Genomic DNA, 15,270 nt, shown 5'->3' with positions numbered 1-15,270 from the left:
CAGATGGCGATCGCATAAATTTCAACAAATGAATTTCCACTTTATACGGAAAATAAATTAGTGTTGTACTCAGACAACCACATAGTATTACAAAGTTCAAAATTAAAAGAAAGAATTTTGGCTTTTTTGCCTTTAATTTCTGGACTTCTGTCTCAATTTTCGGGCGGGTCATGAGCAATAGTGACAGTTGATACAAAATTATCGGATTTGCCGCTCTTGATAGCATCGAAAGTACCTTTGATAGTACCGGCAATTGGCACAGCAACCAATGTCCCCAAAAACCCAGCAATCTCGAACCCCATCAAAATAGCTACAAAAATCCAGATTGGATTTAGTCCGATAAAGTTACCCAGTAACTTGGGAGCTAACAGGTTGTCTTTGAGTTGCTGCATCAGAACTGCCACCAAGGCCACTTGAACTGCTAACCACCAATTTTGTAATAGCACCAAAATTGTCACTAAACCAATGCCTAAAGTTGCCCCGATAAAAGGAATAAGTTCGGAAAGACCTATGAGTATGGCAAATAACAGAGCAAACGGTACTCTCATAACCAAGAAAATTGGGGTGAGAGTAACCATCATAAATAGCCCCAGCAACAACTGGCTGAGGAAAAAGTTCTGGAAATTTAGCTGCAAGGATCTGCTCAAGGGGACGCTAATATTAGACGGCAAAAGGTTGATTAGACCATACCACACGCGATCGCCATACAGAAGCATATAAAACGCCAGCACTACCACTAATACTATGTTCAGTAATCCTGATAGCAGCGTCCCCGCAAATCCTACAGCACCAGAAGCTAGCTGTTGTACCAAATTCTGAATATTGGCATTGATTTGATTGCTCATAACCGTCAAATCAAGGGGCAAACGTCTTTGCTTTGCGAATTTTTCAAACTGTTCGAGATTTGCTTGACTGGCGGTTAACCAATCAGGAATATTATTTAACAGTTGGATGGTTTGATCAATCACCAACGGCACTAATGTGACACCCAGAATGATCAAAAGGGTTAAAGTTGCCAGTAAAACAATAATCACCGCCTGAGTGCGAGTAATTAAAGCGCGTTCAAAGAATTTGACGAGGTAATTTAGTAGAAAAGCCAGAATCGCCGCAGCGCTCAGAATGGTGATGGGATGCTGGAAATAGCGAAAAAGTACAGACAGCAGCCAGATATTAAGAGCAATAACCGGGCCGCTCAGACCATAGATTAACAAACGTTGAAGGGAGGCCGAACGGCGCATCTGATGCAACCTATTTTAGATATTCCTTGACAGAGTTTGTAAAACTGGTGTTGGGGCTGGTCATGATCATAGATATTTTATCAAAGACGTGTATAAGAGTATCTGCTCACAAGGAAGCAAATCACGATGGACAAAACCATAGCTGACCTTCGTAAAGACTACACCTTAGAAGGTTTGAGCAAAACTGAAATTGATCCTAATCCTTTTATACAATTTAAAAAATGGTTCGATCAGGCACTAGCGGCGCAACTCCCGGAACCCAATGCTATGACTATTGCCACCGCTACACCAGAAGGTACACCTTCAGCCAGAATGGTGCTACTAAAAGATTTTGATGAACGGGGCTTTGTCTTTTTCACTAATTACAACAGTCATAAAGGGCAAGAACTAGCAGAAAATCCCCAAGCAGCTTTAGTTTTTTGGTGGGCAGAACTGGAACGCCAGGTCCGAATTTCTGGCTATGTAGAGAAAGTTTCCGAAACCGAATCGGATCAGTATTTTCATAGCCGCCCTGCCAATAGTCGCCTGGGTGCGTGGGTATCTAATCAAAGCGAGGTGATCAAAAGCCGAAAAGTTTTAGAGCAACGTTTGCAGGAATTTCAGAGCAAATATGAAAATCAAGAAATTCCCCGACCATCTCATTGGGGAGGTTTACGAGTGATCCCCTCAGAAATTGAGTTTTGGCAAGGACGCTCTAGCCGCCTGCACGATCGCCTGCTCTATACTCGCTTGGATAATAACAGTTGGAAAATTGAACGGTTATCACCCTGAGTGGTGCTGAGTTTTAACTTTAATGGAGAATGCACCAGCATGGCTAAAAGAAGTAATCCACGCTGGGAAGTTAAGTAGTCTATTGTTCCTGTGCAGCTGCGGCTTTTGGTGCAAACTGAATCCTGGGGTCTGGCATGAAACTGTATCTTAAATACAATCCTCCCCCGATAAACAGGATAATCAACAACGTACCAATACCAAGGGGACTAGGAAGCCAGAAGACTGTTTCTATGTGGTTTAGCTCACCAGGCTGAAGTTTCCACACCAGTTGCTTGCCATTTTTTTCTGGCTCAATAGCAGTTTCAGTTTTTTGAATGTTCCTAGCTCCCCAAGGGGTTTTCAAGCTAAATTCCAAATCCAGAATTGAACCAGCATTAGCCAAAACGTTACCTTTGTTGGAAATTAGCGAGAGCGATCGCAAATCCAAATCATAAATCAGCCGATTTCGTACTACAAGTAAAAAAAAGTTCTGCTCCAAAAGTAAGTTTGATTCAATTTTTGGCAATTCTGAGTCAGATTCGTTCTGCACAGACTCAGGAGGTTGATTAACACGGGAGTTAAAAAATTCGTTGAATTTCTCTTGCAATTCCTCACCATTACTGAAGGGAATTGTCACAGTAATTTCTTCTTTGGAAAGCCGCCGGATTTTGCCTTCCATTTTACGGGCGCGACGCTCTATGCTATTTAACCATTCGTAGACATAATCGCTACTAAAACTGGTTAGCCGCTCTCCCAACTTAATATGCTGTACCAGTTCGCCACTATTTGAGTTGTCAAAGTTAACCCCTACGTCGTACTGGACACACCCAGACAACAGCAGAGATATTAACAGCACCAGAGACCAAATAGGTTTTGGGATTTTTACTCCGTCTCTTTTCCCAGTTTTAAGAACGAGCAGATTTTGAATCGAGACGCGATTAATTGTATTTTTAGGAATCAGTTTTGTGAACAAATCCCATTTTGCTAGTACAAAACTAAATGGTTTAATTAACCACACGAAAATCTTTTCTAGAGTAGAAAAATTCAACATTATCAATCTCCCCAAAAGTCAAACATCTTAACTAATCTTGACTTCTATCTCTGGGCGACGCAATACGTTTTAGTTAGCTTGTTAATCCCCCAATCTTGGAAGAATTGAGGGGAAATGAAACGGCTCTACGTTTTAATGGAGTCGCCGCGGGTAAAGAGAAGTGTCCTAATCTTGGTGTTAGACAGGGGTTCCTGAAAAACTCAACCAAACTAAATACGAAATGGTTAAACCAATGACAATCAGCGCCACCCAGATAAAGCGATTATCTCTGGTATTGACCTGACTGAGATCAATGAATTCTGGCTCAGCAGGTTTCCGCGGCTGAGAAGATTTGATAGGTTTGCCAGCTGCACGGATTTTGAGGTCATTGTCAGGGAGTGTGCCTAAATCAGGAATTTCGGTCATCCACTCGCTCGGTCTTACCAACTTTGGTGCTTTTAAGATGTAAAGCAACCGCCGCGCTTGTTTGCTGGTTTCTGAATAAGGATGGCGTTTAAGTCTCTCGCAAAGAGCGATCGCATCATCGTTACGCCCGGCTGCTTCATAAGCTGTCACCAACCAAATTTCTACTTCACCGCCAAGGCGAGAATTGCGAGCCAATAAGGCACTTGCCTTTTCTAAATTTTCCACGGCTTCGCGGTATTGCCCACTTTCAAAGGCAATTTTGCCACTCTGGTAGCGAGTTTTGGCAATTTCTAAACTTTCTGCATTCACGTTCTACACACAAATCAGCACTGCTTTTATTTTGCCAATGCCAGCAATCTTTTTGGAATCTTTTTAGAAGCTGGCAATATTGACGTTGATAAACTTTTAAAATTTTAACCAAGTAGTTGCAGCTATTTTCTAAGTCTTTGGTGTTAATTATGGCAATTTATCAAATGCAGGTGAGCAAAATATGCTGAAAATCAAGCATTCGCAACTAAATTTATTGGGAGCAAGCATAAGTTTAGCAGTTATGAGCGCAATTGCCCCAGCTTTTGCCCAGCCTGTAATCGTGATTGATGGCGCTTCTGGAGTCAGCCGATCGCCTGCTGTTGGTTCATTTATTTATGGTAGTCCGATTCCCACTCCTATGCCTGTAGATCCAGCAACGGGGCTAATGCCCAGACGCATTAATCACCCCGATTTCTACCCCCGCTTAAGGCAGAATGTGGACAATTCCACGCTGATTAATCCAACTTTGACTAATCCGACAATTCGAGACTCAACGCTAGTTAATCCCGTGATTATAAATAATTCCTGGCGTCGGACGCCATTTAATCGGGGGCGATCGCGCGTTATCATCACTTATCCCCGATAGGGAAGCAGATGGGTGGAGAGCAGGGGAGCAGACGAGATATACTCTATGATGCAACAATGAGTCTTTGATACTCATTAATCCACCTTTGAACTCCGTTAACGAGTCGTTGATACTCGTGAACAAACATAAAAACTCCACTCTTTTGCCCCTCTGCCCCTTTGCCCCCCTAAAAGGTAAATTGGGAACCGAGAATCATAGTACCAATCCCAACGTCAGTAAAGATTTCTAGTAGCAGGGCGTGGGGAATACGTCCATCAATGATGTGGGCTGCACGTACTCCTTGAGCAAGCGATCGCACACAACAATTGACTTTTGGAATCATCCCACCGCTGACTACGCCATTGGCAATCAGATCGCGGGCTTCACGAATATCTACTTTCGCAATCAAGGTAGAGGAGTCTTTGTAATCTTTTAAAATACCCCTAGTGTCAGTCAATAAAATCAACTTCTCAGCCCCTAACGCTGCTGCTATTTCGCCAGCCACAGTATCGGCGTTAATGTTGTAAGCTTGTCCCGACTCGTCGGCGGCTACACTCGACACTACTGGAATATAGCCATTGCTAGCTAAAGTCTCCAAAACCTTGATATTTACATTGCTGACTTCCCCTACAAAGCCGATGCCTTCTTGACCTTGGGGACGGGCTGTAAATAGATTACCGTCTTTGCCGCAAAGTCCTACTGCTAAGCCTCCAGCTTGGTTAATTAGAGAGACAATTTCTTTATTGACTCGACCGACTAAAACCATTTCCACCACATCCATTGTGGGGGCATCTGTGACACGTAGACCATTCTTAAATTGCGCTTCGATTCCCAATTTATCTAACCAACTGTTAATTTCTGGGCCACCACCGTGTACTAGAATTGGGCGCAAACCGACGCAGGATAAAAATACAATGTCGCGGATGACTTGATCTTTGAGTGTGCTATCTTTCATCGCCGCGCCACCATATTTCACAACAACAGTGCGACCGGCGAATTGTTGAATGTAAGGTAGTGCTTCGCTTAACACTTGCACACGAGTTGCTTCAGCTTGCCTGATGTACTCAGTATCGTTGACCGTCATGAGGAGCCGCCGTTAAGAGTTAAAACCTATTCCAGTCAGTGTAGAAGACTTTGGAACCTGTAACAATCTCTAATGTTCAGAATAACTGTTACTAAATAAATCACTATTCCCCCATTACCCGACACAACAAACAAGCGATCGCTGCTTCAAACCTCTAAAATTGAAATCATTCGGGTCTAAGCCACCCATAACGTCCCCATTGCAGGCTGAAAGCTAGGGAATGAGAATGACCACGCTGCTAATCCAAACTGAAAGCACACCTTTAAAAGTCAATTTTCCCGCGCTTGTGCAGATGACAAATGAGCAATTCTACGAATTTTGCCAAGCCAATGAAGATTTGCAAATTGAGCGTACTGCCAATGGGGAAGTCATCATTATCTCCGCAGCTTTTTCAGATACGGGCAACCGTAACTTTTATATTGCTGCACAGCTTGGGAATTGGACAGAACAAGATGGCACTGGCATAGGCTTTGACTCTGGTACAGGTTTTACGCTACCCAATGGAGCTATGGGTTCCCCTGATGCATCTTGGATTGAACTGGAGCGCTGGAACGCCTTAACAGATTCACAGAAAGCTTCATTTGCACCAGTTTGTCCTAGCTTTGTGATTGAGTTACGCTCCTCCAGTGATCGCCTGATAAAATTACAAGACAAAATGCAGGAGTACATCGATAACGGTGCATCACTAGGCTGGTTAATTGATCGGCAGAATCGAAAAGTCTACATTTACTGTCTTAATCAAGAACTTGAAATTTTGGAAAATCCCGAAGTAGTTACTGGCAATCCAGAATTACCAGGGTTTATCTTACGGATGGCTAAAATTTGGTAACTTGAGTCTTCTCAATGAGAAACTTGTGTTTTGAGAACACTAGGAATTGCCCCAAGTACTCGCTTGGCAATTTCTTCAGGTGTTTCTCCCTCTTGCACGGTGATGTGCAAATCGGCTTGGGAGTAAAGTGGTGTTCGTTGTTCAAGGAGCGATCGCAATTTACCCTTGGGATCAGCGTCTTGCAAGAGTGGTCTTGTGGTATCCTCAGCTAAACGGCTGTAAAGTAGATCAAGTGGGACATCTAGCCACACGATCAAACCGTGGTGCAAGTAACCCCAGTTTTCTCGCCGCAACACGATACCTCCGCCAGTTGCTATAGTCAACTTTGTATAAGCACAGATTTGTGCCAGCACGTCGCTTTCTAACTGGCGAAACCCGGCTTCACCTTCTTGGGCAAATAACTGATTGATGGATTTACCTGCTGCTTTGACAATGACATCATCTGTATCCACAAATCCATAACCTAGATGTTTTGCCAGTAAACGTCCTACCGTCGTCTTACCAGCGCCCATCATGCCAATTAAGTACAGATTAACTCCTTGTAATAAGCTGCTCACTCTACTTTACGTCTCCGCATTCAGGTAACTTTCTTGAATATGGTTTTTCAGTTGTGCTGCAAAAATTGTATTGCTCATCAATAAATAGCTCTCTTTATCTTCACTTAATTTAAAATCTTCTTCAATTAAGTGTTCGATTATATACTCTTTTAATACTGGGGTTTGGGTAAAACTGGATACTTCCTGTTCAATTAGCGTAGTTGGAGCCTTCTCGATAAGCGTAGGCGTTGGCGGAGCCTCTCGTAGAGAAGCTTTGTCGATTAGACATCGCTTTTGTAATAATTCCATAGCCTCCAAGATTAATCTTTGCGATAATCTTTTGGAAAACCCTGATATAATTTCTTTCTGTAACTCCCGTACTGAGACAAGATCTTGATTGAGAGCAATCCAGTACATAATTTGCTTTTCTAACTCAGACAACCGACTAAACTGTTGGTCTAAAATTGCCCGAATCTCTCCAAAAACGACAGTACCCTGTTGGATAAACTCATATATATTGCCACCAAATAATTCTTGAATAGTAGTAGCAATTAACTTAAGAAATAATGGGTTGCCTGCATACCAGTAGTTCAATACTCTACATTCTTCTTCTTTTAAGCTGGTAAATCCTTTAGCTTTGAGGATGAGGATATTTTCTACCTGACTTAAACCAGTTAATTTCAAAGAGCGAACAGGTAATTTTTCTCCTTCTATTGCTTGAAATTCGGGGGGTTTTTCCCGACTTGTTAACACTAGGCTGCTTTGATGTTGTGAGTCTCCCAGTCTTTTAATTAATTCCCCATAACCCTCATAACCTTGACGATATTGAATCTGAGGAACGAGTGAGAAGGTATTTTTTATACTTGAATTATCGGCTGATACTGTAGGATATTCTCGTGTCTCATTGTCATAGCTATTACACAAAATAGAGTCAATATGATCTAAAACAATCAGACAACGAGAGGAGCGCAAACAATCAATCAGTTGCGAAATTCTACTGTCCAAAGTTTCTGTACTTTTTGTCTCTGGTAAGGATAAAACTTCCATGAGTTGATTTAAGATCATCTCTAGTGGTGGCGCAAGACGTAGCGATCGCCAGATGACATACTCAAACTTATCTTTAATTTCGTCTGCCAGTTTTACTGAAAAAGCAGTTTTCCCAATTCCCCCCATACCCAAAAGTAGCACCAACCGACAACGCTCTTGAACAATCCATTTTTGAACTGTTGTTAGTTCTGTTGTTCTTCCGTGGAATGCACTAACATCAATAGCTTCACCCCAATCTTGTATCTGAACTGATGTAATTCCTGAATCAGTGTCTTTTTCTTTGGAATTTTTTACTGGAGTGATTGCTGGTTGTATTTGCAACCAACCTTTTTTATACCCAGCTTTTTCTAGTAAATAAGTCACGCGACTCCAGTTTTTTACTTTGACTGAGTAGCCTGATTGGGCACTCAGCATTTCTTCTATGTATTTATATACTCCGTTAGAAAGATAAACTCTAACAGTACTGCTACTACGACTTTGATAAACAATTTTAGCAATTTCGGCAGGACTACAACCACAAAGTAAACCTCTGAGGAATTTTTTTTCAACAGGTGTCAAGGCTTTTCCCTTTGCAGATGCCAAATCTACGTATAACTTTTCTAACTCCCAATTATTTTTCGCTTCGATAAATTCATCTTCTATTTGATTTGAATCAAGCGTTGCCATTACCGTTTATTTATGTATTTAAAGTAACTAAGGCAATATATTAACGATTCTTCTATAAAACCAGAATAAATAAACGATAAATTTATAACGAATTTAGTAACTATCGTTAGGTGACTTGGCGTTGTTGCTTAGGTATCTTTAGGCTTAACGGAAATTTAACAAAGCTTGTTGGAAACTTTATCCAAACAATTTCTGTCTACACAAACAACCAAGACTCTATGTCTGGTAGGGCAATTTTAGGTTTAAAAAATACTGTGTTTTTAGTGGCACAGTGTGCAACTTCTAAAAGTTTAGTAATAACAGGCCCTAATCAACAAAATGTTTCCGATAAAGGTGTAAATAATGACTAAATTTCCGACATTGTACAAGCAATATTTGCCTATTTGATGGTTTAGGCACAAAAACTACTGCATATTCCACCTGAGTAAGCCCAAATCAATAAATGTAGTATGAATGAGGTGGCAAACCATGACTCGAATTCGTGACGTTGTACAGAGAGCTTTAGCAACTGGCTATTTGACTGTGGAAGCAGAAAATCAACTAAGACAACTGTTGACTACTCGCTATGACTTGGAAGATTTTAATGCTTTCATGACTTTGCAGGAAGCTGCGATGACTGGTAAGGTCAAGCAAGAATCCAGAGAGCGTTGTGGTATCAAATAGACATTCATCGACGGGAGCGTTGATCTCCATCCTCTGAATCGTCATCATCAAAAAATTTCCAATCATCATCATCGGCATCCGCTTGATTCGCAGCTGGTGGTTGATAAGGGGGGATGATTACTCGGTAATCGGCATCGTAAATTGATTCAGTTTTTCCCGCAGCAGTATTTTTTGGCTCCCGGTAGCTGTAGGAGTAAACCGAACCAGACTGAGAGCTGCTTTTAGGTTCTGGTTGTTGACGTTCGTAGGTTTGAGAGTCTTGAACCTGTTGAGTTTTAGCACTTGGGGTAGGCTGTTGTTCGGGCTTTTCATCAAAGTTCCAATCATCATCTCCGCTACTATTTGTCTCCCAATCATCAAATTCATCACTGGTAGGGTATTTTGTTTTACTAGCTGGTGGTGGGGGACTGGCAGGGGAGGGTGTAGGTTCTTCTCTACGAGTTGCTTTTGCACGTGATGAAGTTGCTGTTGATTTATAAGAGCTTTGGCGTTGCCCTCCGACAAAATAATTGGATAATTTAAACAAAGTAGCGATCGCTATAGATGTGAAAGCACCAGTGGCAGTACTAAATAAAATCCACATCGCTAGTGGTAAGGGTTGAGTTCGCATACCCAAAAATACTAGCGATAGGGCAGGTGACCAATTTTGGACTAACAATAACGTTAGTCCCCCTAGTATAGCCACCAACAGAATTAAACGAATTACAGCCATAGGATTAGGAAAGGATAAAGGATAAAGAATAAAGTAATGAAGGCTAAAGGCTGAATACTGAAATTTTCTACTTCATACTTCATCCTTCACACTACATACTTCATACTTTAACGACGACCTTGCCACCGCTGAATTGGGATACAGTCAATATCGAGTTGATCTAAAGCACGGGCGACTACAAAATCAACTAAATCCTCAATGGTTTGGGGATTGTGATACCAAGCGGGAATAGCAGGGACAACTCTGACTCCGGCTTCTGCCAAAGTTGTTAAGTTACGCAGATGAATCAGGCTAAAAGGAGTTTCACGGGGGACGATGACTAGCTTTCGTCCTTCTTTGAGTTGGACATCTGCGGCCCGTTCGAGTAAGTCGGAACTTAAGCCAACTGCTAGCTTTGCCACTGTACTCATACTACATGGCATGACAATCATCCCTAGAGTGGAAAAAGAACCACTAGCGATATTAGCTCCGACATCACTCCAAGGATGACAGCGTAGTTTACCTAAAAGTGCAACTCCGGCTTGCTCTCGCCAAAATTGCTCTTGTGCAGTGGGTTCTGGTGGCATACGGATATCCTGCTCCGATTGCCAAACCATGTAAGTTGATTTAGAAGCAACTAGTTCAATCCTGTACTCCGCTTCTAATAGAAACTTGATAGCACGAACAGCGTAAATCAGACCAGATGCGCCTGATACACCTAAAATTAGCGGTTTAGTGTTATTTAACACGAATGTATTAGTTGATTTTACTCATCCTCACCATAAGGGTCTATGTCATCAGATTCAATGTCATTGGGTAAGTAGAGATCTGAAGGATCATCATTGGAACCACCTAGAGATGAACCTTTAGCTACACCATCGCTACCGACAGTTACCAAATCAATTTGCTGACGGTAATAATCGACACTTTTAACTTGTACAGCAACGCGATCGCCTAATCTATAGGAAGCGCGATTTTTGCGACCAAACAGTGCTTGTTGTCTGGCACGATATTCATACCAATCGTCTTTAAGTGAACTGACGTGTACTAGTCCTTCAACCCTCAAAGGCACACCAGGATTACCGCTGGACTCAATTTCTGTTGCTGGTACTTCAATTTCTACAAAGAAACCGTAGGATTGAACACCAGTAATCACGCCTTGAAAGACTTGACCGATGCGCTGTTTCATCAGTTGGGCTTTTTGCAGTCCTGCTAAATCAGCTTCGGCTTCTTGGACTTCTTTTTCCCGGTCGTTGATTTGGACAATTACCCTAGTCAAATCGCTTTGAAGTTCTTGTTGCAATTCTGGGGGTAAAACGTTCCAGTTGATTTCCTGATGACAAGAGGAGTGGCGAAGATTCACACGTTCTTTGACACGGGTATTACGGCGATCGCGCCCATGTTCAAGTAGCGAATAAAACACTCTCTGCATCAGCAAATCTGGGTAACGCCGTAAGGGTGCGCTAAAGTGGGTATATTGCGGTAGCGCCAGACCAAAGTGAGATCCTTTGGTGGTGGTATACACAGCTGGCTTGAGTGTGTCTTGCAACAAGTAAGTTAGAACTTGCTCAGAAGGAGATTCTGCAAAAGCTCTGGTCAACTGTTGATAATCGAGGGGTTGGATATCTACTTCTGGATCTAGTGACAGTTCCACGCCTAAATTGATTGCCAATTTCAGCATTTCTTGGACATCTTCGGTATCCGGTGAGCCTTGGACTCGCCAGATAGCGGGAATACCTAGGGCGCTTAAGTGGTTTGCTACTAGTTGATTAACTAGTAGTACGAACTCCGTTAATAGTGATCGCACAGGTAAATCATTCACTACCACGGCTCCCAGAATTCCCTCATCATAGTAGGGATTTTGGCTGGGTGGAAGATTTAACTGTAGGCTCCCACGAGCTAACCGTGACTGTTTTACTGCTTTTTGCAAAGTTTGCAGGTCTTGCAGTGTCTCGATCACCTCTGCGGATTTCTCTTTAGGTTGACCCGCTAGAATTGCTTGAGCTTGTTCTGTAGTTAATGCTGTGTCTACTTTAATGACGCTGGATTGAATTTCCCACTCCACTACTTGTCCTGATAGTGGGTCAATGGTAATTAAAAAAGAGATGGTTAGGCGATCGCTTCCAGGTACTAAAGAACAGCGTTCTGCTACGGTGTCTGGCAGCATTGGCAGCATTAACTCTCCCAGATAAACTGACTTTCCTCGCTTAAATGCTTCTCTATCTAGGGGTTCGTCGGGTTGAACATAGTGGGAAACATCACTGGTATGAACGCCCAAAAGCCAATTTCCGGATGAGGTTCTTTCCAAGCTGAAAGCATTTTCCATAACCTTAGAGTCACCATTCACCCCTGCGATGGTTAGGGTAAACAAATTACGTAAATCCAGACGATTTTTCAGGTCTGCTTTTAGCAATCTTTTGGGTAACTTTGCTGCTGCTTCGAGCACATTATCCGGGAAATTACGGGAAAGGTCATGTTTACATGTTACTAAATCTATATCAGCAGCGGCTTCAGCATCGCTGCCGAGGATTTGGACTACCCGGCCCAATGGGGGATATTGTGCCAATGGGTAACGCAGGACTTCTACGTGAGCAAGGTGGTCGATCGCTTCTTCTAATTTCGCACCATTGGCCTGGATTTTGAGTTCAAACAACAGTCGATCATCTAAGGGTACAGCCCGGAAACCGCTTTCTACCTGCTTGATCCGTGCTAGTAAAGTGTGGTTGGAGCGTTCTAAAATTAGCTTGACTTCTCCTTCGGGAGAGCGGCGGCGACTACCTTCTTTGAGAACTCTTACCAAAACGCGATCGCCATTCCAAGCATTACTCAAATGACTTTCGCGGATGTAAATATCTTCGGCTCCTTCCACATCTTGAATAGCGAAGCAAAAGCCTTTACTCGAACAACGAAGTTTTGCTTCAATTATTCCTTCTTCTGTAACACGGCGGTACTTGCCTCGTTCTTTTACTAAAATACCGATTTTTTCCAGAACATCCAAGGCAATGTGAAGTTTTTGTAAACTGTCTTCATCCTCGCAACCAAGTTTCTTTTCTAAAACTTTACGAGCTACCAATTTATCATCGGTGAAATTGGCAAGGAGTGTAGCGATTGAAAATTCCATGCAGTGAACCGACCTTTGGTCAAAACATCATTTTTTGATAAAACTTGCATGCGGGGGTTTCCCTCCGCCTTTGCAAAGTATCCGTTGTTTCATCTGGTTCTTTCCTGTATGCCCTCACGGCTTACAGACACTAACTGGAAACGAATTGCCCTGCGGCAAGGCTCCCGAAGTTCCAAGAGAAGGAAGCCGACCCTTGGACTTCTCACTGCACGACGCTCTCAGAGTTCGCCTGCGTTTAAGTCCCCCCATCTAACCAAACTTAGAAAGTACGCCTGATTAAAATTTCGCCCTACTAGGTAATTATGCAACGGTTTTTTGAGAAGCTGGGTTTAGAGAATCCATGCTTTCCAAAAGCGTTATGCAGGGGAGCCACTGCGGTCTTGGGGTCTCCCCAAGTGGAGCAAGTGGCGTGGAAACCACAGGTGTTTGATTGTCTAGACTGAAGGTAATCTTACGCCATTAGACTCTGATGTTTAACTAGGAGAAACTGCCGGTAAACCCAATTTTCCCATACGTAGAATCGGTAACAATTAGGTAAGCAGTCCAATAAGCAGTGAGGGCGAACCTTATCTTCATTATTGTCGATTTAGAGCGCACTTCCAGAAAATAGTTCTGGATAGCGAGTTGGGTAATTAGTATAGCATTATCAGCAAGACTACCCAGGTATGTCAGCACTAGCTAAAAATTTCTTTAAAAAAGAGCTACTGCTACAATTGGGACACAGGACAAGACACGAATAGCACCTTGATGAGCTAATGCTCATCACCTGCAAGGAAACTGGCGACACAAAAAAAGCTAAAAGCTTTTTGCTAAATCCTTTTATATCCACAAGGTAGTTAGTGGATGTATTAAAAAGCTTCTAAGTATCCACTTAGAATAAAGTTAGTCATCTCTTACCAGAGTTTTAAATAAAGCAAAGCTTCGTTTAAAATTTGGGTTTGAGAGGATGTCACAAAGCAGTGATACCTAGCTAAGGCACACAGATAGCATCAACCCCGTAATTAAACAGAGTTAGATTGGTGGCAGTATTATGTTGGCTCAATTCCAGAGCTTGTATCCCAACGGCAGTCTTATTTCTGAATTAGTGCAAATTTTTCAAGGAAAATATATTGTCCGGGCAAGTGTACAAATTGAAGGTGTAACCCGCGCTACTGGTATGGCAGCGGCAGAAACAGTAGAAGCAGCAGAAGACCAAGCCATAACCAGAGCGCTAACAGTTTTAGGTATCAAGAATGCGCCACAGGAATCAGTAACTTCCTTAAATCCAATCTCGCAGGCGCAACTTAACCCTTCCCCAAGCACAAAACGCGAATTGAATGATGTCTACTCCTTTGCTGCAAAAGATGGGGATTTTGCCAGTAGTCCTTGGCCAGTGAGTAGTGACAAAGAAATATCTATACCATCCTCTAGCGGACAGAAAATTAAATCAACTGCAATAGCAACAGATAGCTTAGACGCGCCAGCAGTTTCTCCTGTGGTGCAACTGACACCTGACACGCGAAGCGCAGCTAAAAGCGATACCTATAGCCAGGAATTAGACCAACAGTTTTCTGTGACTGCTAACCGAGAATCCCAATTCGATACCCCAGTCGAAAACTTGGAAATGATCTCTGGTAATCAACTGGAAATTCAATCCTTGCTAAGTACTTCTGCTAGTAATGTCACACCATTTACGCCGCGCAGTTATAGCCCTCCAGAGGATGTAGTTCCCCAAACGGGGACAGGTAGGAAAAAAAAGAAGGCTGAACCCGTGGATTTGTCTGATGTAATTGCTAAAACAGATGTCGAACTTCAGCGTTTGGGGTGGACACCAGAACAAGGACGAGAGCATTTAATTAAAACCTATGGTAAGCGAGGACGCACTTTGCTGACTGAAGAGGAACTGCATGGATTCCTCAAATACCTCCAATCTCAGCCTGACCCGATAGCGGGATTTTAATTTGTCTTTTGTCCTTTCTTACAAAATTCTGAGCGGAGGAAGCCTTTTTACGTTCGCGCAGCGTGTCGCAGACAGACGCTGCGCGAACCGCTCAGACTTTACGCTTTGTCATTGGTGAAGGTTAATGACAAAAGACGTTGACTATTGAAACACTAACCAAGCTATGGAACCTGTGAATTTCTCTGAAGTACTTGCTCAAATTGATGTCGAACTTCAGCGTTATGCAGCGCTTAGGCTTGAAAGTAGAGTGGGGACAGAAATATTTTACTGAAACTTATAACAGTAAGCGATCGCGCATTTGGCTAACAGAAGCAGAATTGCTAGATTTCCTGAAATACTTGGAATCTCAGCCAGACCAAGTAGCAGGGTTGTAATT

At 42.6% G+C, this 15,270-nt stretch carries 16 protein-coding genes; 7 read left to right on the top strand and 9 right to left on the bottom strand.

All coding sequences use genetic code 11. The features are described 5' to 3' along the window. Positions 1–152: 152 nt before the first annotated feature. On the bottom strand, positions 153–1,238 hold the full coding sequence (locus HCR01_RS28255; protein ID WP_193199346.1) for an AI-2E family transporter: 1,086 nt from the start codon (positions 1,236–1,238) through the stop codon (positions 153–155). Positions 1,239–1,364: 126 nt separating this feature from the next. Here HCR01_RS28255 and pdxH point away from each other — a divergent pair, with 126 nt between their 5' ends. Continuing rightward, complete coding sequence (gene pdxH, locus HCR01_RS28250; protein WP_193199345.1) at positions 1,365–2,009, top strand: pyridoxamine 5'-phosphate oxidase; 645 nt, start codon at positions 1,365–1,367, stop codon at positions 2,007–2,009. A gap of 79 nt (positions 2,010–2,088) precedes the next feature. Here pdxH and HCR01_RS28245 read toward each other — a convergent pair whose 3' ends face one another. Then, positions 2,089–3,036, bottom strand: coding sequence for a DUF3153 domain-containing protein (locus tag HCR01_RS28245; RefSeq protein ID WP_413773980.1), 948 nt, complete (start codon positions 3,034–3,036; stop codon positions 2,089–2,091). Positions 3,037–3,216: 180 nt separating this feature from the next. After that, the gene (locus tag HCR01_RS28240; protein ID WP_193199343.1) at positions 3,217–3,753 is read right to left on the bottom strand and encodes a tetratricopeptide repeat protein; all 537 of its coding nucleotides are present in this window, start codon (positions 3,751–3,753) and stop codon (positions 3,217–3,219) included. Positions 3,754–3,934: 181 nt separating this feature from the next. Here HCR01_RS28240 and HCR01_RS28235 point away from each other — a divergent pair, with 181 nt between their 5' ends. After that, a complete protein-coding gene (locus HCR01_RS28235) occupies positions 3,935–4,339 on the top strand; it encodes a hypothetical protein (RefSeq protein ID WP_193199342.1) in 405 nt (134 codons plus the stop codon). Between the two features lie 166 nt (positions 4,340–4,505). On the opposite strand, the gene argB is transcribed toward HCR01_RS28235, so the two are convergent. Further along, positions 4,506–5,402, bottom strand: a complete 897-nt coding sequence (gene argB, locus HCR01_RS28230) for an acetylglutamate kinase (RefSeq protein WP_193199341.1) — start codon at positions 5,400–5,402, stop codon at positions 4,506–4,508. Between the two features lie 226 nt (positions 5,403–5,628). Here argB and HCR01_RS28225 point away from each other — a divergent pair, with 226 nt between their 5' ends. Then, positions 5,629–6,231, top strand: coding sequence for a Uma2 family endonuclease (locus HCR01_RS28225; RefSeq protein ID WP_193199340.1), 603 nt, complete (start codon positions 5,629–5,631; stop codon positions 6,229–6,231). An 11-nt stretch (positions 6,232–6,242) separates the two neighbouring features. Here the strand turns inward: HCR01_RS28225 and HCR01_RS28220 are convergent, their stop codons facing one another. Both HCR01_RS28220 and HCR01_RS28215 read right to left on the bottom strand, forming a co-directional pair. Then, positions 6,243–6,788, bottom strand: coding sequence for a shikimate kinase (locus HCR01_RS28220; protein ID WP_193199339.1), 546 nt, complete (start codon positions 6,786–6,788; stop codon positions 6,243–6,245). 6 nt (positions 6,789–6,794) lie between these two features. Beyond that, complete coding sequence (locus HCR01_RS28215) at positions 6,795–8,480, bottom strand: NB-ARC domain-containing protein (protein WP_193199338.1); 1,686 nt, start codon at positions 8,478–8,480, stop codon at positions 6,795–6,797. 110 nt (positions 8,481–8,590) lie between these two features. Between HCR01_RS28215 and HCR01_RS39130 the strand changes: the two genes are divergently transcribed. Together HCR01_RS39130 and HCR01_RS28210 are read left to right on the top strand one after the other, a co-directional pair. Continuing rightward, positions 8,591–8,830 carry a hypothetical protein gene (locus tag HCR01_RS39130; protein WP_226889685.1) on the top strand — a complete coding sequence of 80 codons (240 nt, stop codon included), beginning with the start codon at positions 8,591–8,593 and terminating at the stop codon, positions 8,828–8,830. Between the two features lie 118 nt (positions 8,831–8,948). After that, on the top strand, positions 8,949–9,143 hold the full coding sequence (locus HCR01_RS28210) for a hypothetical protein (protein ID WP_191758133.1): 195 nt from the start codon (positions 8,949–8,951) through the stop codon (positions 9,141–9,143). 4 nt (positions 9,144–9,147) lie between these two features. Here HCR01_RS28210 and HCR01_RS28205 read toward each other — a convergent pair whose 3' ends face one another. From HCR01_RS28205 to HCR01_RS28195, 3 genes are all read right to left on the bottom strand, one after another. After that, positions 9,148–9,855 (bottom strand): LapA family protein, encoded by a 708-nt coding sequence (locus tag HCR01_RS28205; RefSeq protein ID WP_193199337.1) that lies wholly within the window; start codon positions 9,853–9,855, stop codon positions 9,148–9,150. A gap of 107 nt (positions 9,856–9,962) precedes the next feature. Further along, positions 9,963–10,583 (bottom strand): flavin prenyltransferase UbiX, encoded by a 621-nt coding sequence (locus HCR01_RS28200; RefSeq protein WP_193199336.1) that lies wholly within the window; start codon positions 10,581–10,583, stop codon positions 9,963–9,965. 17 nt (positions 10,584–10,600) lie between these two features. Then, the gene (locus HCR01_RS28195; protein WP_193199335.1) at positions 10,601–12,955 is read right to left on the bottom strand and encodes a ribonuclease R family protein; all 2,355 of its coding nucleotides are present in this window, start codon (positions 12,953–12,955) and stop codon (positions 10,601–10,603) included. A gap of 1,030 nt (positions 12,956–13,985) precedes the next feature. On the opposite strand from HCR01_RS28195, the gene HCR01_RS28190 reads away from it, so the two are divergent. Together HCR01_RS28190 and HCR01_RS28185 are read left to right on the top strand one after the other, a co-directional pair. Next, on the top strand, positions 13,986–14,894 hold the full coding sequence (locus HCR01_RS28190) for a hypothetical protein (RefSeq protein WP_193199334.1): 909 nt from the start codon (positions 13,986–13,988) through the stop codon (positions 14,892–14,894). Positions 14,895–15,097: 203 nt separating this feature from the next. Beyond that, complete coding sequence (locus tag HCR01_RS28185) at positions 15,098–15,268, top strand: hypothetical protein (protein ID WP_193199333.1); 171 nt, start codon at positions 15,098–15,100, stop codon at positions 15,266–15,268. Positions 15,269–15,270 lie beyond the last annotated feature (2 nt).

This window comes from Nostoc sp. MG11 (genome assembly GCF_014904695.1).
Lineage (GTDB): Bacteria > Cyanobacteriota > Cyanobacteriia > Cyanobacteriales > Nostocaceae > Komarekiella.
The sequence above is the reverse complement of the archived record's forward strand: the minus strand, read 5'-3'. Positions and strand labels throughout refer to the sequence as shown.